Origin of the sequence: Domibacillus sp. PGB-M46 (assembly GCF_022668875.1) — a bacterium.
In the GTDB taxonomy this organism is placed as follows: domain Bacteria; phylum Bacillota; class Bacilli; order Bacillales; family Domibacillaceae; genus Domibacillus.
Genome location: NZ_JAKGCR010000022.1, coordinates 12,991 through 30,239 on the forward strand (window position 1 = coordinate 12,991; position 17,249 = coordinate 30,239).

Consider the following 17,249-nt stretch of genomic DNA (forward strand, 5'->3'; position numbering starts at 1 on the left):
TTCACCCTTTCTTGTTCTGTTCATGGTGGGAAGGCTGAACAAAAGCCGTCCCCATCCCTTCCATAAAAGCTGCCACGGCCGCGATCGACGCTTTTATTTCCGGGCTTTTTAGTTTTTTCCGCATCTTCCATAAGCTTTGAGGTTCTTCCTGCTGGCCTGCCTCAGCCATTTTTTGAAGTCCGAGGCCGACTCCTTTCATCATCTTATCGGTCTGTTCTGGCGAAAGTGAGCCAAGGAATTTAGCGCCGTTCATGCCATTTTTAATTACGTTGTGCATGAAGGGCTGGTTGATCTGCTGAATCGCAATAGCACCGACTTCTGTACGGTTCTCCAGCATCCCTCTCAGCGCATCATAAATCCCCATTTCCTGAAGGCCTTTCATTAATTGAATCATGCCAAGTACAGCTTCTTTGTTTTCCGTAAGCTCCCGCATAATCTCGGCTGCAGCCTGTGCTTGTTCTTCCTGCTGGTCAGGAACTCTTTTGCTGATTTTCCGGATAGCCTGTGCCATGGTCATCCCCCTTAATAATCATCTCATTAATTGGTGTAAAGTCTGTCCGATTCCACTTCTCTTCCACTTTTACGCTGATCTGCGGCACCCTGTTTCCATACCGGTGGTTGTGTTTCGGCAGCGGCGGCTCGCCTTTTTGTTCAAGCACCTGCATTTTTACACCCATTTCCTTGTAAGCCGGTGTATGCGTAATATAATCATGGTAGCTGCTCGTTAAATAGTTAACAGCTTCGTTATCTTCGCGTGTATTCATTGGCAGATACAGTTCATTGCCTTTCACACGGTCAGTCACTATCACCCTTACTTCTACATACCCATACGGAGAAGTAAGGCCGACTAACGTGCCGTCCTCAAGATTCCGTTCTTTCGCCAGTTCTGGGGAAACCTCAAGCCATACATCTGGTACCTTGTGGTTCAGCCCTTTGCTCCGGTGCGTCATGTTTCCTTCATGGAAATGCTCCAGAATACGGCCGTTATTTAAATGCAGATCGAAGTCTGCACCTGCTTGGAATGGCGGTGTCCAGTCAACGGGAACAAGTCTTGCTTTTCCATCTGGAAATGCAAAGTTTTCCGTATAGAGAAGAGGTGTATCTGTTCCGTCCGCTGCAACAGGCCATACAAGAGACTTGAACCCTTCCAGGCGTTCGTAATTAACACCTGCAAAAATAGGAGCGAGAGAAGCAGCTTCATCCATAATTTCACTTGGATGTTTGTAATTCCATTTAGCACCGAACCGGTTAGCCACCAGCTGAAAAATTTCCCAGTCAGGCTTCGAATCTCCAAGCGGCTCCATCACTTTATAAAAACGCTGAATTCTTCTTTCTGTATTTACAAACGTCCCGTCTTTTTCAAGGCTTGGCGCAGCCGGCAGGATAACGTCAGCAAACTGGGCCGTTTTGCTGAAGAAAATGTCCTGCACAACGAAAAACTCCAGTTTTTCAAAAGCATTTTGTACAAAATTAGCGTTCGCATCGACGAGTGCCATTTCTTCACCAAATAAATACAATGCTTTCAAACGGTCGTCCTGCATCGCTTCTACCATATGATGGTTATCATGCCCAGGTTCTGTTGGAAGCGGCGTACCCCATGCTTTTTCATACCGCTCACGCACACTCGCATCCTGTACAGGCTCATAGCCTGGGAACCAAGCTGGCATTGTGCCGAAATCACAAGCTCCCTGCACATTATTATGCCCGCGAAGCGGATAAGCTCCTGTACCTGTGCGCCCGTAATTTCCTGTAATCAAAAGAAGATTGGAAATCGCTGTACTCGCATCTGTGGCTCCTTTATGCTGAGTGATGCCCATCGCCCACAGAGCGCAAACAGATTTGGCTTCGTGAATCATGGTGGCAATCTGTATCATCGTCTCCTGCGATAGCCCGGTTTGTTCTTCAGCATAAGCCAGTGTAAATTTATCAAGCGATTTTACGTACTCATCGAGGCCGTTGACTCTGTTTTGAAGAAATTCTTTGGCTTCCCAGCCCATATCCAGAATGTACTTCGTAACCGCACTAATCCAGATAATATCGGTGCTTGGCTTTGGATGTACAAGGAGATCAGCCCGCTGTGCGAGCTCATGCTCCCGTATGTCGGCCACAAGCAATTTCTGCCCATGGAGCTTATGAGCTCGTTTAATACGAGTAGCCAGAACAGGGTGGGATTCAGCAGGATTCGCGCCAATGACTATGATCAGCTCCGCTGAAGAAATATCATGAATCGTCCCTGCATCTCCTCCGCGCCCAACTGTCCGAAGCAGCCCGGCTGTGGCAGGAGACTGACAGTAACGCGAGCAGTTATCGACATTATTGGTTCCCATTACACTGCGGGCAAACTTTTGAAACAAATAATTTTCTTCGTTGGAGCATTTGGAGGAAGCAATATATCCAATGGAATCAGGCCCGTACTGCTCTTTCACGTAGCCAAGCTTTTCCTGGATTAAGTCAAGCGCTTCTTCCCATGTAGCTTCAACAAATTCATCTCCTTGACGAATTAACGGCTTTGTCAACCTCTCCTCGCTGTTTACAAAATCCCATCCCCACTTGCCTTTTACACAGGTAGAGATTCCATTAACAGGCGCTTCTTCAAGCGGCTCAATTTTTAAAATATCCCGGTCTTTTGTCCATACTTCAAAACTGCATCCGACTCCGCAATACGTACAGACGGTTTTAGTTCTCTTAATGCGCGATTTTCTCATCGCTGCTTCCACTTCGGATATGGCGAAAATCTCTTTATAGCCCGGTTCTACTTCCTTCGTCATGTCAATCATCGGTCCAAGAATTTTAGGCGGGATAGCCGTTAAGTAGCCGGCTTCTCCTAGCATCGATTTTTCCATCAAAGCGTTACAAGGGCATACATTTACACAGTGTCCGCATGACACGCAGGATGACTGGTCAATAGGCACATCATTGTCCCAAATGACCCGCGGTACTTCACGGCTCCAGTCAATCGTCAGCGTTTCATTTACCTGCAAATCCTGACAGGCCTCTACACACCGGCCGCACAAAATGCACTGGTCCGGTTCATAGCGGTAAAAAGGATGGGAATTGTCCGGCGGGTATGGTTTCGCTTTGAATGGATACTTTTGATGGGAAAGCCCCATATGCTCAACCGTGTTATGTACGGTGCAGTTTCCATTGTTATTGTCACATACCGTGCAGTACAGCTCGTGGTTTTTTAAAATTCTGGACATACCCTCATACTGCGCTTCCTGTACAAGAACCGATTCTGTATCCACCACCATTCCAGGCTCTGCTTTCGTTACACAGGATCGAACCAGAGCGCCATTTACACTTACATAGCATGTATCACACGTCTGGATACTGCCAAGCGCAGGCGTATAGCAGATACTGGGCACAAACATGTTTTCCTCTCTCACAACCTCGAGGACGGTTTGCCCTGGCTTTGCCGGGTACGATTTGCCGTTGATTTCGATTGAAAAATCCGGTTTATTCATTCGTCTTCCTCCGTTACGTTTCATTGAACTTGTCAATCATGCTTTATAGGTCTCTTTTTTATCAGAGAGCGTTGTTGGGTCAGCTTTTAAATAAGCCAGCCAGTAAATCAGGGCCACAAACAGGGCGCCGCCAGCCGCATTTCCAAGGAAGACAGGAACGAAGTTTTGTATGTAGTCTCCCCAGTCAGCGTGACCAGCAAAAATGGCGGCTGGAATAATGAACATGTTGGCTACAACGTGCTGAAAACCAATCGCTACAAATCCCATAATGGGAAACCAGACGGCCAGTATTTTTCCACTTATGTCTTCGGCGCCATATGACTGCCAAACCGCCAGCCCTACGAGCCAGTTACAGCCAATCGCGGAAAAAAAGCTTTGCCAGAATCCGGTTTCTATTTTCGCCGCGGCTGTGTGGACAGTTTTGTCTAAAAAAGGGCCCGTTTCGGTTAGTCCAACTAGATGACCAAACACGTAGGCGACAAACAGCGCACCGACAAAGTTACTGATTGTAATCCAAAACCAGTTGGAAAACAACTGGCCGGCAGTGATCTTTTTATGCAAACATGCAATCGTGACTGCCACCATATTGCCGGTTAACAATTCGCCTCCTGCCACAATGATTAACACAAGGCCAAGCGGAAAAACGGCTGCTCCTAAAAATTGTCCAAATGATCCCCATTCTGCCGGCAAATCACCGGTGACCCGAATGTAAAGAAGATAGCCGATTGCAATAAACGCTCCTCCTAAAAAACCTAATAGAAGCATGCTTTGGAGCGGAAGCTCTGCTTTTGTTTTGCCTGTTTCAACAGCAATTTGTGCAATTTTTTTCGGGGGCTGAAATCCCATTGGAAAATCCTCCTAATCTTTACAAGCAATATTGTTTGCTGATTTAGGAGAAATTATGAGTGTTTTTAATTTATTAAAGAAAGAAGGAATGAAAATGGATAAAGGAGTTTTATTGCAGCGCGTGCAGGCAATGATTGTTTCATCCACGAAAAAGCCAAAGCAGATGATTCTGTCTACAGTCAAAATGGCAGATTTATTAGGTGTTTCGCCGGAAGAAATCAGTCAGGGACTAAATGAGCTTGTAAAGGAAGGGCGTTTAAAGCAGTCGAAACTCAAAGAGGCGCCTCATCATGAGGTTTATTTCCTGCCTTAATCATGCGCGTGTTAGAGGAAAATAATACGGAAGCAGAGGAAGATGTGGAAGTTAACGTTTAGGCAGTATGGGATGCAAGTGGCATTCTCTTTTGGAATAGATAGATCACGATAAGAGTTCAGCCAAAGAGTTCTGCCACTTGGCCATACAATATTACATTCAATTGGTGCGGCACCAAAGCTTTCTCACGTTTTCTCATTCAGGGACCGGCTTATATGGACAAGCTGCCTAATCCCTTCTCTGATTTTTGTTTCATTCATATAGGAATAAGTTAACCGAATTCTTGAGCGGTCCTGGCCATATGGGTCAAAATAAACGCCTGGCACAAAAGAAACCGACTGCTCGATGGTCCTTTTCAACAAACAGCTGCCGTCTATATGGTCAGGGAGTTCTACCCACAGATTCAGTCCTCCTTTAGGGCTTTCCCACTTCCAGTTAGTCTCGGATAGTTCTTCTTCCATAATTTCCTTCCGGATTTGCAAAGCAATTCTCAGCTTGCTGAAGTGCTGCTGCATTCGTTCAGAGTGAAAAAAGTGTAGGAATATCTTTTGATTCAGCAGCGGGGATCCGTTGTCTGCCAGTGATTTGACGGTGATTAATGACTGTCTTAAGGCCGGCGGGCAGAGCATCGCCGCAACCCGGAGACCGGGTGATACATATTTACAGAAACTTCGAACATAAATAACAGATCCTGCCGTATCAAATGTGTAAACAGGCGGTGCTGCCTGATTTTGGAAATAAATATCCGGATAAGCATCGTCTTCCACAAGCAGGCAGTGATACTGTTCGGCAAGCTCTACCAGTCTTTTCCGCTGAAAAACTGGTACTACATAGCCGGTCGGATTATGAAATGTCGGATTTATATAAAAAAGTCTTGGCTTATAGGTTTTCATACAGTACTCGATCCGATCGAGGTCATATCCGTTTTCTGTTATATTGACCGCTATAATATTGGCCCCATGGTTTTTAAACGTGTCAATGGCAGCACTATAGGTGGGCCGCTCAAACAGTACTGTATCTCTTGGTTTGACAAAAGCCTGGGCAATCAAATGAATCGCCTGCTGAGAACCGGTTGTAATGAGAACATTTTCGGGTGTCACGTATGTTTTATGTATGCTTATAAAGTAATGCGCCAGTGATTCACGCAATTCGGGGTCTCCTTCTACAGTAGCGTAGGTAGCCAGCACCTTCGGATACAGGTCAAATACTCTTTTTACGTAATGAGATAAGTAATGGTTTGGCAGCAAATTAGGGTCGATAAGTGCCTGTGAAAATTGGTAATCAACAGAAGCAGCATGAAGAGCAGCAAGCTGGTTTTCTTTTCGGTACGCCGGCACAATAGGCATATCTGCTTCTTCCTGTCTAAAGCTTCCAGTCTTTACGTAGTAGCCTTTTTTATCGACTACATACACCTTGTTTTGTTCTTTTAGCAGCTGAAACGCTTTAAAAACCGTGAGCCGGTGGACATTCATTTCCAGGGACAGCTGGCGGATGGACGGAAGTTTCTCATGTTCCTTCCATTCTCCTCTTTCAATCCGCTGCAGGATAAAATCATATACCTGCTCAAAAAGAAAGCCGTTCTCGTTTTTTCTTTTGACTTTACTCACACTCCACGCCCCCTTCTATCCCTAGTGTACCACGCAGTTTTTTCGTTCTGTTCTGTTTCTTCCAAACTGTTCTATTGATGCAGGTTTATGATGGGAGCAAGGAGGTTGTAAAGATGATTCTTTTGTTCTATGTATGGATGTGCCTCATTTTCGGTACTACTTTTTTAGCGATTAAACTGGGCGTAGATGCTGGCGCGTCCCCGTTTTTTTCAGCTGGACTCCGCTTTTTTGGTGCTGGTGCGCTTTTGTTTTTCCTTATACGCATCAAAGAAAGGGCTCCCTTTGCCCTGCTGATCAGCCGGGATCTTTTTCTGATTGGAACCGGCCTTACATTTGGCACGTTTGCTACGCTGTATTGGGCGGAACAGTTCGTGTCCTCGGGCACGGCGGCCGTTTTGTCTGCCACTGCGCCTATGATAATTTTAGGTATGCAGACATTCGGTTTGAAACAAAAAATGCAGCCGTCTGCGATGATGGGCTGCGCGGCGGGAATTATAGGTGTGTTTCTGCTAATTCTGCCTAACCTTTCTTTATCCATGAATGCTTACTGGCTGTCCGGCTGTTTCGCTATTATACTTGGCCAGGTATTTTACGCCGGCGGAACGCTTTACGCAAGGCGATCAAAAGAAACGGCGGTGTCGCCAATCGCTTTGAACGCCGTCCAAATGATGCATGGCGGGCTGCTGCTGTTTGTGCTGTCATTCTTTACAGAAAACGGTCAGCTGTCTTCTTTAAACCAGCCGGTTTTTCTGCTCTCACTGCTCTATCTTACCGTTGTCGGCTCTATGATCGGCCACACCCTGTATTATTATTTAGTCATAAAAACCAATCCAGTATTCCCGTCTACCTGGCTTTATATTTCGCCATTGATTGCTGTTATGGCAGGCTTTTTGTTTTACGGCGAAGAGCTGTCCCGGATGACGTTAATCTCATCCATCACAATCATTGCCGGTACGATACTGGTGAATGCAGAAGCATTAAAGTCACTGGCGAGAAAAAGAAGTTTGGTTCGAAAGCCATCTTAAAAAGTGGAGGTTATCCCTCCACTTTTTGATATGAAATAGTCGTTCCATTTCTTCCTTCAGATTTGGATTGATACAAAGCTCTATCAGCAAACTGAAAAAGTTCTGGCAGTGAACTTGTCTGCCGCGGAAACTCAGAGATGCCAAGAGAGATGGTGACAGACCTTTCCTTTATTTTTATCTGGTTTTCTACAGCTATTCTTATTTTTTCTGCGATACTATAGGCTTCTAACGCATTAGTATGCGGAAATAAAATAACGAACTCTTCTCCGCCATACCGAAAATAAAGGTCGGTTTTCCGGACAACAGAACGAATGGTAGCCACCAGCTTTTTTAATGTTTCATCTCCCATATGATGCCCATACGTGTCATTTATTTGTTTGAAGTAATCAACATCTATGACGACAAGAGAAAATGGCCGCCTTTGCGCCGCCCAGCTTTCCATCACCTCATCTAAATCTCTGCGATTCGGAATACCAGTCAATGGGTCCGTCCTGGCCGCTCGATTCAGCTGCTGATTATTTTCCTGTACTGCTTTTACCGCAATCATCACACTCTTAGTCAGAAAGTCTGCTTCACGGTTCCAATGAGATTGTTCCTTGGGAACCTCTGCCGGCTTGCCTGATGCAAGCTGATTCATTAGACCAGCCAAATAAATAAAAGGAGCGGCAAGCTTTCTGGCAATCATAATCGCTAATGTCAGCAGGAGAAGAAATGGGGGCAGCATTCTCACGGCTAATTCCTTCATGTGGTTAAGCAAAACATCCTGAACATATGAAACAGGAGTCTGCTGGATAACGCCCCACCCGATGTCAGGTACCACATTATAAGCGGCAAGCATAGGCACGCCTGCTAAATTTGTAATTCTTTCAGTCCCGCTTTGTCCCTGCATTACCTTGTGGACAACTGGGTTTGATTTGTGATCCAGTCCGATACGCTGTTGTACAGGATGAAATAAAACCGTGCCATCGGACCCTACCACATAGTAATAGGAACCGTTTTCATCAATTGCTCCATTACCTAGTATTTCATTTAAAACATTTGCTTCATGAAGGTAGATACTGCCGCCAATCATCCCTTTGTATTGCCCCTTTTTATCATACAGCGGCTGACTCATTAAGACGATTAGACGTCCTGAAGGGCCAATATAAGGTTCTGTTAGAGCCGGCTTCTTGGCATCAAGAACTTTTTTAGTCTCCCCTGTCGTAATGACTTGCCCTCTAAGTCCAATTTTTGAAGGAGCAATACCGCGCACACATCCTGTTTCATCGATCCATGAAAGAGAGTTAAAGTAGCGGCTGCTGCTTTGTAAAAGTTCCAGCTGCTTTTGAATTTCCTCATCGCTTAAAACATCTTTCTCCTGCAGAAATGCAGCCGTTCCTTCAAGACTTAATCGCATCGAGCCAAACAATGAATCAACAGACTGGCTGATTTTGCTTGATTTAGAATAGTTAGCAGAAAGATAGGTTTCTGTGAGTGTTTCCTTCTCAGATTGATAAGATGAAATCATTATAATAAGAACCATTAATATAACAGAGATGCTTACAAGACCAGTGAACAAGGTGGCCAAACTTACCTTATGATTAGTAAACAATTGCTTCATGGGTGTCTCCTTAATTCTGAAAAAGAATAATCATTTATCCACTAGCCATCCCTTTATTATAAAACATACACGTTAAAATATATAGCCTTTCGGGGCAACTATAGGGGATAATAAGCCTTTATCTGCAGGAATTTTTATTGAGAAGCTCTTTCGGCTATTCTACCTATTAAGAAGGACAAAGTTTCTTTTTTTATCTACATAGATAAAAGGGTTACGTTATACTAAACATTGAGGAGGAACATATTATGCAGGCTATAATTATGTTTGCCATCTCAATGGCAATCTTCGGTTCAATCGGCCTTTTTTCAGAGAAAACGGCCCTGCCATCGATTGAACTGGTTTTTGTGCGCTGCCTTTGCGCCACTGTATTATTAGGAGCAATTTTAATCTTCCAGCTCGTAAAAAACACTGAATCCCCCGTTTCTAAAGTACCGCGCCGGGAGTACGGGCTTGCTTTGCTGTGCGGGGTTTTTCTTGTTACCAACTGGGTGTTTTTCTTTCGTTCTATTGAAGTCATGCCGATTACAGTAGCGGTGTCTATTTATCATCTTGCTCCCGTGATGGTACTTGTACTCGGTTCTTTTCTTTTTAAAGAAAAATTGACCATTTTAGGAGCGGTATTTTTCTTTGTTTGCTTTTTCGGCACTCTGCTCGTTGGAGGCATCCACCAGCATACAAGCTTCACTGCGTTTTTATCAACGGGTGTAATGTGGGCTTTCCTGGCTGCTCTTTTCTACGCGCTGACGTCTCTGACTGGAAAAGGAATTCAAGCCCTTAATCCGTTGTCTACTACCGTTATTCAAACGAGTCTTGGCATTTTATTGCTCGCTCCTTTCGTCGATTGGACGAACTTTACCGCGCTTACGTTAGAAAATTGGATCTACATTCTGATCACCGGATTTATTCATACAGGCTTAGTCTTTTATTTGTTTTTCCGCAGCCTGCGCCAACTACCGGCTCAAACGATCGCACTGCTTGTTTTTATTGATCCGATTGTAGCAATTTTGCTGGATGTATCGGTTCTCCATTACCGGCCTGATCTTTATCAAATTCTCGGCATCATCCTCGTTTTCGTCGGTATCAGCTACTCCCCCCAAAAAGAAAAACGAATGAAAAAACAAGCTGCGTGAACACCATATTGTTCGCGCAGCTTGTTTTAATTAAATATTCGGATAGTCGTTTAACGAGCTTTCAATAAATTTGCCTTATACCAATTTTATACCTGTTTTTTAACTTCTCTTATTGCCATTCAATTTGTATGTTCCTTGCTTGCTCATACTTTTATTGTTCCGGAAAAATCTCTTTCATCAGCCGGCCATTCGCTTGCAATAATACTGGAAAACACCGAATGACGATATGACCCGTCTCCTCGAATCATATGGTTGCGAAGTATCCCTTCTTTTCCTGCACCGAGCCGTTCAATCGCTTTTTGTGACCTGATATTTCGATGATCTGTTTTTAATTGGATACGGATGATACCTAACTCATGAAAGCAATAACGGAGCAGCAAATGCTTGCACTCTTTGTTTACAGGTGTGCCCCATACAGATGGATGAAACCATGTCCAGCCAACCTTCGGGCTTTTATGCGCTGGCGAAATCGCCAAAAACGTGCTGTGCCAATGATCTTTCCTGTTTTCCGCTCAATTACAACAAATAGATATTCAACACCTGTTTCTTTTGCCTATAATGCATCCTCTACAAGTTGAGACATCTCTTGAGGCATTTTATTTAATGCACTCTGGCAGGTGGGTCGAGATATCTTCATGGCCCCTGCTTCCCATAGCCCTTTTGTATGCCGCCTTTCCATTGGAACAATTTGAACATGATTCCCTGTTAACTCTTTGATTGAATAATTCATTTACCCCTCCTCTTCTACAGATGTACAGCATATTTGGTACTCGTCCCTTACTGATTCCTTTTATCTCCTTATTTTTGCTTTTAAAGAAAGTACTTCTTTATATTGTCAATGCATAGACACCCATCATTTCCATTATATCCAGTTTCGGCTTCCTTGCAGAGAAGGACCGACCAATTTTTTACTCATCGAGCCTGTAGAAATCGTAGCGAGCATAACATTTTCAAAGCTAAATACTTGCTTTTGGCTTTTTTTATTTTGTTTGTATAAAATAGCTGGAACGAGACCATACTGTTTTATGTAAGGCAGTCCTATTCTCTTGAGTTTATATCCCTGTTACCACCGGCAGCCAGAGCCCCCTCTGGCTGTTTTTTTTTGCCTCTATCCGTATTTGTATACTTGTCTTTTCCAATAAAAATACCACCCACTTGAACCGTAAGTGGGTGGCGGCAGTTCCATTCAGACAGCTTTTTTTCGAAGCGCAGCATAACAAGCTACAACAATCGCTCCGGCTAGACCCGTCAGCATATCCGTCATTGTATCTTTATTATCGTCTTCTTCCATGAAACCCATAACGGCCCCGAGAAATTCAGCACTTTCCCACAGAGCACTGACCGTCACTGCGAATGTTAAAACAAACAAAAAAATCATCCATTTCGAAATTCCTTTTTCTACACTGTTTGGCAGAAGAAGCTTATAAATAGCTATGCCCACAAAACCCGCAAAAACACTCCCAAAGAAATGAAGCATTGTATCCCACCAGCGAAAGCGGTCATAAAACTTCAAGATGGCTCCCAAAAAAAATGTGCAAAATAAAAAAAGATAGTAGCTGATGATCAAAGGCAGGTTAAAAGGGATCTTTTTTAAAAACAAAAGTAAAACGGGCAGTAAGCTGAACAAAACCCTGCCAATTGCATCCGGCCAGGTAGAGAAGTTTCCATTTGAAATGTCTCGAATAAACACAGCGGCCATTACAACAACAAACGTTATGCTTAAAAACAAAATGACTTTCTTTTTCATGTCATCACCATCTAAAAAAGTTTTTATTAGTATGCCCAGTAAATGCCATCTCAACCCGTTGATGAAAGTGCCCTTATCTGCATTTTCCTGATTCTCATACTTCTCCACTCATATTCCATTAACTCCAAAGAAAATTTCGTAGGGAAAATACCTATATGGGACAACATTCCATTCAAAAAACAGAGCATATACTTATGTCATGAACAGAATGGAGGGATCCCTATTGGCCGACAAATCAAGAGTACACCAGCACTTGGCCTGGCATGAGACGCTTGAACTGCATGAAATAGCAGCTACGACAGCCCATTATCTGACTGAATTCAAATTGCAGCTTGCGAATGTACAGGACCCGACGCTGCGAGGCCTGTATATGGAGGCGATCCGGAACCTTGAGCAAAATACGCTTGAGTTGCTTCCTTTTTATGAAAAAGCACCCATTCCGATGATGCTCAAAGACAGCCTTGAAACGTTCAGTCCCAAGCCGATGGGAGTAAACTTGACCGCCTTCTACGGAAGAAAACTGCTTATATTTGCAAAAAATGCCGTACGAAATTATGCGGTTGCCATTACGGAAACTGCCACTCCCGCTCTGCGTGTCATCTTTCAAAAACAATTACAAAAAGCGATCGAATTGCACGCCAAGACGTTCGATTTTATGCTGCAGAGAAGCTATTACCCGGCGTATGATTTAGAGAAGCTGCTTGCTGAAGATTTGAAAAATGCCAAAACCGCTTTGTCCGTAAGACGCTGATATAGTATGATTCCCTCTTCAGCTATCCCGTTTTGTTAGTACGCTAAAAAAGTGCTATATTTTTTATGTGAGTTAAGGATTGTAAAAACAAAAAAGCCTTTGATTTTCTCCTTCAAAAGGAAAAAATCAGAGGCTTTTATATTTTATGAACGGGCTCCTATTTTGCCTTAAAAGATCGCTGGACGAATGCTTTTAAATTGGTCCAGATCTCGTCTGTCACAACATAAATATGTAAGTAAAATGCGTCGTGTTGCATAGTAGTGAAAAAGTGACTTTACCTTTACTTAAATACTTTGCCAACCTCTTCTCTATCGTACTTCAGTATCCAATGGTTATATTTTTTATACACCTCTTTTATTGTTTCAGCTGACTTAGCCAATAAATCACAGCCTCTATCATCATAGACATGAAAAATGGTCTCTTTTTTAACATTAATAAAAAAAATATCGTGAAAAATGCTTGGCTTTATTCCCATGTCCTGGTTGCAAATAGCTTTTAACAGCGGAATATATTTAATGTCTGATGTTTTACACTTAAGAGTGAATCTGTGCGTTTTGTACTTGCCGTCTTCATCGTCTTCAGAGAAAACATAACTCCGTGTGCTTTAACTTGTACAATACAGCTTTATCCTTTACATACAGAGAAAAAATGTTTATTCTGTGCTTGAACGTACCATTGTCTCCGAAATCATTTACATTTGCTACTACAAAAATCTCTTCTTCTGGAGAATGTAAGGATCTAAATAAGGTGATGACCCTTTCATAAACTCCTTTAAGATAAAAACTTTCTTCAGCACAATCCTCTTTTATCCAATTCGCACCCAGTTCGAAGCGAATCCCAACATCCCAGCTATAAAATAAAGGAGGCTTAAGAGATAAGTTTGGAAAATTGACTTTCATATAATGTTTGAATTCCATATGGTTAACTCCTATCATTTTAACAATCCTTTTCTTGAGTGATCCTGTCCTGTTAATTTAACAAGAATCATTACTTACCGCTTTTTCTCAATTGGTTCTTGGCTTCTTTCACGATAGTTACATTTAAGGCTGCCTTGCTTAAATTTGAATGATTGTCTCCATACCAAAAATCATCTATCATATCACTAATGTAGCACCATTCTTCTAGGTCCTCAGGATAGTCAAGGTCACGAACCACTTCATATATTTGATAAGCTATATCCAGGGCATTTTCTTCATCTTCTAATATCTTTTTTGATAAATGCCGAATGTAATAGGCAGAACACTCTTCATATGATGGCTTCTGCAAATCCAACTCACTTAAAGCTCTTCTAAAATAATCTTCTGACTCAAAAATATTAAGTGGTTCTCTTAGAGTAGAGAGGATATTCAAGGAAAATGATGAACAATCGTTTTCTAACATTTTCAAAGCCCAATTAATATAATCAATAGACTTAACATCACCTTTGTACTGTTTATAAAACAAAAGGAAAGTATCCATTTCCCTGCCCCTTGAAAGTTTTTTCGCTTATTATATCAAACGCTGGAACTTAAGTGACGGTCTGGTGCTTTTTCAACTGACCTGTTCTATTTGTTCAACAAGAAAATCAATAATATTTTTAACAGGCTTTTCTTTTAAGACGGTTCCCAAAAAGCCTTTTAGTCAACAAATTCGGGCGACTCCTGTCTAGCTAAGATTAGTGCTGCTTATCTGTCTAAGTGAACTGTTAAACAACAATTTCAATTATTATGCTTTTAATGGTTAGACCCAGCTAAACCACCAAATTGATATTTTTTTAATGTAAAAGTGGACCCATTTTTTGCTCTTTTCTTTATTCCCTTTTTAACCAAAGCTTCGATTAATAAAATAAAAATCCCGAACCAAACAGATGTGATATGGTATTCTGAATAATGTATGTTAACAAATAATATATTTAGGTTGACTATTAACTTTAATTGAACCTGTAAATGAGGGAGAACTATGTATAAGCTGCGAGGTCATCACCTTTTCTGTCTTCTGGGCTACCGGGGAATGGGCTATTCCGAAGAATACGTCGAAAATATGACACGTTTGCACCAAACATTAAGAGATTACCCTAATACGCTCATTCATCTTGTAAATGGCCCTGATCAGTTGTGTGAAAAATACCCCAATTCAGGTGTATACCATTGCCAGGACAACAGTATTTATGAACGGGATGCCGCTATTTTAGAGAAAATGGGGCTTAAAATCGGACAAATTTTAAGCTGGAAGGATATTGAGTCGTATATCCAAAAGTTTGTGGTCCCCTCTGATGTTCAGGTTATATGTGAAACCTGTGCCTGGCGGTCATATGGAGTTTGTGAAGAAGGTATTCAAGAGATTCATGAAGGAAAAAGACTAAGGAAAATTCAATAATTCCCTTCTTCCCTTTTATTACTCCTTCCGTTTTGAGGGAAACTTCTTCTGTGCAGTCATGGTGAACCAGCATTTCTTGAGGGACAAGACTATTCACTAAAGAAAAACACAAAAGCATTTGGTATACAATTCCATTGAAATAAGGAAGGAGATTTATCACTGAAGGCTGCATTCTTTCTTCTGGACCATGCATTTAATATTTAGCATTAAAAAACCAGGCTCCATTCCTTGTGAGAGGAGGGATAGCGCCTGGTTTTTCTGTTGGTTTAAGTAATCCGTCCTAATAGATGTATGCATACCAACCTACTTCTTTTTTGCGGACATGGCGGCAATTGCAGATTCATTGAATCCTTTAGCGATCAGCCAGACGGCCAAAATCATTTCATTAGCTGCTACCGGCAGTGCCAAAACAGCACCCCAAACCGAAACTTGTTCAATAACACCGAACATAACTAACAGGGCACAAAGGAAAACAAGGGCTGCCCCCGTCATTCCCAGGATGGGTATGAATCTCGGTACCAGCTTGGATTTATAAAAGATATAACTGTACATCACGGTATTGATACCGAGCATAAAATTGGGGCCAAGCAGGAATGTCCAGTCATGTATTGCTTTTAATATGGTGCCCGAAGTTTGAAAAGATACGGTATCCGGAGCTCCTGCCGCTACAAATTCCCGGCTTAAGGTCAACAGCGACAGCACACTGATGACACCAACAGTAATGACAACTGCTTCAAGAAACCGGAAGCAGACATGCCAAAGAGCGATCGTTTCATTATACCTTCTTAAAATTGGAAACATGGTGGTTGCCGTACCAACCGCTGAAACGACAAGAATTAATTCCATCAACGCCCCCGTTATCACCTGGTCGGCATGTTCAGCACCTTTAATCAGGTAATCAGGACTGTTTAGGATAGGATCATATAAAATAACACCAATTATCGCTGTAACAGCGGCAAGTATAAACAGTACACCGACAATTTTTGCTGCTTTTTTGTTTGAATTCATTTCTATCTCCTTCTTTCCACAAATTCTCAAACGGTAAAGCAGAAACAATCATCGGCCTTACAGCTTCGAGTTGTCCCCATAAAAGAATACTTCTTCAAGCGGCAGGTTAAAGGCGCGAGCAATGCGAAAAGCCAGTTCCAAAGAGGGGGAGTAATTTCCCTTTTCAAGAGCTACGATAGTCTGTCTTGTTACGCCTGCCTTGTCAGCCAGTTGCTGCTGGGTCATTTCATTATTGCTAAATCGTAATTTTCGAATGTGATTGCCGACAAGATGTTTGCCCATCTTAAATTCCTTTCCGATAATGATAAAGTTTCGTAATGGAGCCGGTCACATCGGAAAGAAATCCTGAAGCGATCAGGATCATAAACATCGCCTGTGACGGCTGATAAATGACCAGCGATCCCATTGCAAAAAGAAAGCCGAGGATAAATACAAAAAAAGAGTTTCGATGTGCTTTCAATTCGATAAACTTATCCAGTTCATCCGCAAATGCTGGTTCCTTTTCTCTGGTCGTTATTCTAAAGAGGATGTTAAAAATAATGCTGATTACGATGTGTGCGACTATGGAAACCAAAGTTAAAACAAGGACAAAGGACCCCCAATAGCGAAATGTTTCGGTCGACTGAAGCCCTCCCCTGGGATGCTGCGGATACATATATAAACAAAAAAATCCGAAAATGAGAATAACACTGATCAACGATACAATACTTTTCTTTTCTTGATAAGTCATGACTTCCCTCCTTGTACGTTCGCTTTTACATGATGTAAAGTATGTTTTACACGATGTAATATAGACTATGCACAAAGTCAATTAAAGATGACATCTAATCAATATGATAAGACTTTTTTTCTTTGAAAACGCAAAAAAGCCGATCTTCACCTTAGGACGTAAGCACAAAAAGGTACATGAATTTAAAAAAACCCTGATTCCTTTAATAACAAGGTTTCAGGGTTTTTTGTGTCCTTTGATGACGAATGGAGAATGCTAATAATTCCCTAACTTCCCAAATCTTCAAGACATACTTCTTCTATCGTACATAGCTACTGCGTGCTGCAAAACCAGCAGTCATAGAACGGACGATTAAAGCTTAATGACGGTTCTAACTGTATAAAAGATAGGGTAACGATCGGGTTTGCTGATTGATTTATCGTGAATGAAAAACAGTTTTTATAAATATTAATATAAGCCCCTTACGTTCTTCGTTCCTTCTCACTATAATAAATGGAAAAGGCAGGCTTTGATTGGTAATAAGGTTAAAATTATTCATTACAATGTTTGCGGCTTTTGCATTGTTTTTAACTCATACTATTCAGATGAAGCAGCAAATCCGCTCGAGCCGAGCCAAAGCCGGGTGAGCTATTCACTTAAGGATGCAAATGGTGTAGCATACAAGGTCTATTTT

17 protein-coding genes and 1 pseudogene are annotated in these 17,249 nt (G+C 42.2%); 5 read left to right on the forward strand and 13 right to left on the reverse strand.

Going from position 1 to position 17,249, the window contains the following annotated elements:
* Window position 1: 1 nt before the first annotated feature.
* The 3 genes from L2D08_RS18725 to L2D08_RS18735 are packed head-to-tail and all read right to left on the reverse strand — an operon-like array spanning window position 2 to window position 4,310.
* Window positions 2-511 carry a helical membrane plugin domain-containing protein gene (locus L2D08_RS18725; RefSeq protein WP_242236108.1) on the reverse strand — a complete coding sequence of 170 codons (510 nt, stop codon included), beginning with the start codon at window positions 509-511 and terminating at the stop codon, window positions 2-4.
* The gene (gene fdhF / locus L2D08_RS18730) at window positions 471-3,464 is read right to left on the reverse strand and encodes a formate dehydrogenase subunit alpha (protein WP_242236110.1); all 2,994 of its coding nucleotides are present in this window, start codon (window positions 3,462-3,464) and stop codon (window positions 471-473) included. The genes L2D08_RS18725 and fdhF overlap by 41 nt, the downstream gene beginning before the upstream one ends.
* 36 nt (window positions 3,465-3,500) lie before the next feature.
* Entirely contained in the window at window positions 3,501-4,310 is an 810-nt protein-coding gene (locus tag L2D08_RS18735; RefSeq protein ID WP_242236112.1) for a formate/nitrite transporter family protein, read from the reverse strand.
* Between the two features lie 55 nt (window positions 4,311-4,365).
* Here L2D08_RS18735 and L2D08_RS18740 point away from each other — a divergent pair, with 55 nt between their 5' ends.
* Complete coding sequence (locus L2D08_RS18740) at window positions 4,366-4,623, forward strand: helix-turn-helix domain-containing protein (RefSeq protein WP_242236114.1); 258 nt, start codon at window positions 4,366-4,368, stop codon at window positions 4,621-4,623.
* Window positions 4,624-4,808: 185 nt separating this feature from the next.
* Here L2D08_RS18740 and L2D08_RS18745 read toward each other — a convergent pair whose 3' ends face one another.
* A complete protein-coding gene (locus L2D08_RS18745; protein ID WP_242236116.1) occupies window positions 4,809-6,230 on the reverse strand; it encodes an aminotransferase-like domain-containing protein in 1,422 nt (473 codons plus the stop codon).
* Between the two features lie 113 nt (window positions 6,231-6,343).
* Between L2D08_RS18745 and L2D08_RS18750 the strand changes: the two genes are divergently transcribed.
* Window positions 6,344-7,255: a DMT family transporter gene (locus tag L2D08_RS18750; protein WP_242236118.1), complete on the forward strand. Its 912-nt coding sequence runs from the start codon at window positions 6,344-6,346 to the stop codon at window positions 7,253-7,255.
* 10 nt (window positions 7,256-7,265) lie between these two features.
* Here L2D08_RS18750 and L2D08_RS18755 read toward each other — a convergent pair whose 3' ends face one another.
* Window positions 7,266-8,855: a sensor domain-containing diguanylate cyclase gene (locus tag L2D08_RS18755; RefSeq protein WP_242236120.1), complete on the reverse strand. Its 1,590-nt coding sequence runs from the start codon at window positions 8,853-8,855 to the stop codon at window positions 7,266-7,268.
* 245 nt (window positions 8,856-9,100) lie between these two features.
* Between L2D08_RS18755 and L2D08_RS18760 the strand changes: the two genes are divergently transcribed.
* Window positions 9,101-9,985: a DMT family transporter gene (locus L2D08_RS18760; protein WP_242236122.1), complete on the forward strand. Its 885-nt coding sequence runs from the start codon at window positions 9,101-9,103 to the stop codon at window positions 9,983-9,985.
* Window positions 9,986-10,128: 143 nt separating this feature from the next.
* Here L2D08_RS18760 and L2D08_RS18765 read toward each other — a convergent pair whose 3' ends face one another.
* The 3 genes from L2D08_RS18765 to L2D08_RS18775 form a co-directional block, all read right to left on the reverse strand.
* On the reverse strand, window positions 10,129-10,461 hold the full coding sequence (locus L2D08_RS18765; protein ID WP_242236124.1) for a GNAT family N-acetyltransferase: 333 nt from the start codon (window positions 10,459-10,461) through the stop codon (window positions 10,129-10,131).
* A 77-nt stretch (window positions 10,462-10,538) separates the two neighbouring features.
* Window positions 10,539-10,715 carry a hypothetical protein gene (locus L2D08_RS18770; RefSeq protein WP_242236125.1) on the reverse strand — a complete coding sequence of 59 codons (177 nt, stop codon included), beginning with the start codon at window positions 10,713-10,715 and terminating at the stop codon, window positions 10,539-10,541.
* Between the two features lie 456 nt (window positions 10,716-11,171).
* Complete coding sequence (locus L2D08_RS18775) at window positions 11,172-11,732, reverse strand: DUF2238 domain-containing protein (protein WP_242236127.1); 561 nt, start codon at window positions 11,730-11,732, stop codon at window positions 11,172-11,174.
* Between the two features lie 223 nt (window positions 11,733-11,955).
* Between L2D08_RS18775 and L2D08_RS18780 the strand changes: the two genes are divergently transcribed.
* Complete coding sequence (locus tag L2D08_RS18780; protein ID WP_242236129.1) at window positions 11,956-12,483, forward strand: spore coat protein; 528 nt, start codon at window positions 11,956-11,958, stop codon at window positions 12,481-12,483.
* Window positions 12,484-12,763: 280 nt separating this feature from the next.
* Here the strand turns inward: L2D08_RS18780 and L2D08_RS18785 are convergent.
* Window positions 12,764-13,400, reverse strand: a pseudogene (locus L2D08_RS18785) (DUF3885 domain-containing protein).
* Between the two features lie 70 nt (window positions 13,401-13,470).
* Complete coding sequence (locus tag L2D08_RS18790; protein WP_242236131.1) at window positions 13,471-13,941, reverse strand: hypothetical protein; 471 nt, start codon at window positions 13,939-13,941, stop codon at window positions 13,471-13,473.
* Between the two features lie 480 nt (window positions 13,942-14,421).
* Here L2D08_RS18790 and L2D08_RS18795 point away from each other — a divergent pair, with 480 nt between their 5' ends.
* Window positions 14,422-14,838, forward strand: a complete 417-nt coding sequence (locus L2D08_RS18795) for a DUF1284 domain-containing protein (RefSeq protein WP_242236133.1) — start codon at window positions 14,422-14,424, stop codon at window positions 14,836-14,838.
* Between the two features lie 303 nt (window positions 14,839-15,141).
* On the opposite strand, the gene L2D08_RS18800 is transcribed toward L2D08_RS18795, so the two are convergent.
* Genes L2D08_RS18800 through L2D08_RS18810 form a run of 3 tightly spaced genes read right to left on the reverse strand, consistent with a single transcriptional unit; the run spans window position 15,142 to window position 16,576 of the window.
* Window positions 15,142-15,846, reverse strand: a complete 705-nt coding sequence (locus L2D08_RS18800; RefSeq protein ID WP_242236134.1) for a DUF4386 domain-containing protein — start codon at window positions 15,844-15,846, stop codon at window positions 15,142-15,144.
* Window positions 15,847-15,903: 57 nt separating this feature from the next.
* Entirely contained in the window at window positions 15,904-16,128 is a 225-nt protein-coding gene (locus L2D08_RS18805) for a helix-turn-helix transcriptional regulator (protein WP_242236137.1), read from the reverse strand.
* A gap of 1 nt (window position 16,129) precedes the next feature.
* Window positions 16,130-16,576 (reverse strand): hypothetical protein, encoded by a 447-nt coding sequence (locus L2D08_RS18810; protein ID WP_242236138.1) that lies wholly within the window; start codon window positions 16,574-16,576, stop codon window positions 16,130-16,132.
* Window positions 16,577-17,249 lie beyond the last annotated feature (673 nt).

Coding starts and splice junctions, on each gene's coding strand:
- L2D08_RS18725 (WP_242236108.1), bottom strand. CDS start 511: ATGGCACAGGCTATCCGGAAAATCAGCAAAAGAGTTCCTGACCAGCAG.
- fdhF (WP_242236110.1), bottom strand. CDS start 3,464: ATGAATAAACCGGATTTTTCAATCGAAATCAACGGCAAATCGTACCCG.
- L2D08_RS18735 (WP_242236112.1), bottom strand. CDS start 4,310: ATGGGATTTCAGCCCCCGAAAAAAATTGCACAAATTGCTGTTGAAACA.
- L2D08_RS18740 (WP_242236114.1), top strand. CDS start 4,366: ATGAGTGTTTTTAATTTATTAAAGAAAGAAGGAATGAAAATGGATAAA.
- L2D08_RS18750 (WP_242236118.1), top strand. CDS start 6,344: ATGATTCTTTTGTTCTATGTATGGATGTGCCTCATTTTCGGTACTACT.
- L2D08_RS18755 (WP_242236120.1), bottom strand. CDS start 8,855: ATGAAGCAATTGTTTACTAATCATAAGGTAAGTTTGGCCACCTTGTTC.
- L2D08_RS18760 (WP_242236122.1), top strand. CDS start 9,101: ATGCAGGCTATAATTATGTTTGCCATCTCAATGGCAATCTTCGGTTCA.
- L2D08_RS18770 (WP_242236125.1), bottom strand. CDS start 10,715: ATGAATTATTCAATCAAAGAGTTAACAGGGAATCATGTTCAAATTGTT.
- L2D08_RS18775 (WP_242236127.1), bottom strand. CDS start 11,732: ATGAAAAAGAAAGTCATTTTGTTTTTAAGCATAACGTTTGTTGTTGTA.
- L2D08_RS18790 (WP_242236131.1), bottom strand. CDS start 13,941: ATGGATACTTTCCTTTTGTTTTATAAACAGTACAAAGGTGATGTTAAG.
- L2D08_RS18795 (WP_242236133.1), top strand. CDS start 14,422: ATGTATAAGCTGCGAGGTCATCACCTTTTCTGTCTTCTGGGCTACCGG.
- L2D08_RS18800 (WP_242236134.1), bottom strand. CDS start 15,846: ATGAATTCAAACAAAAAAGCAGCAAAAATTGTCGGTGTACTGTTTATA.
- L2D08_RS18805 (WP_242236137.1), bottom strand. CDS start 16,128: ATGGGCAAACATCTTGTCGGCAATCACATTCGAAAATTACGATTTAGC.
- L2D08_RS18810 (WP_242236138.1), bottom strand. CDS start 16,576: ATGACTTATCAAGAAAAGAAAAGTATTGTATCGTTGATCAGTGTTATT.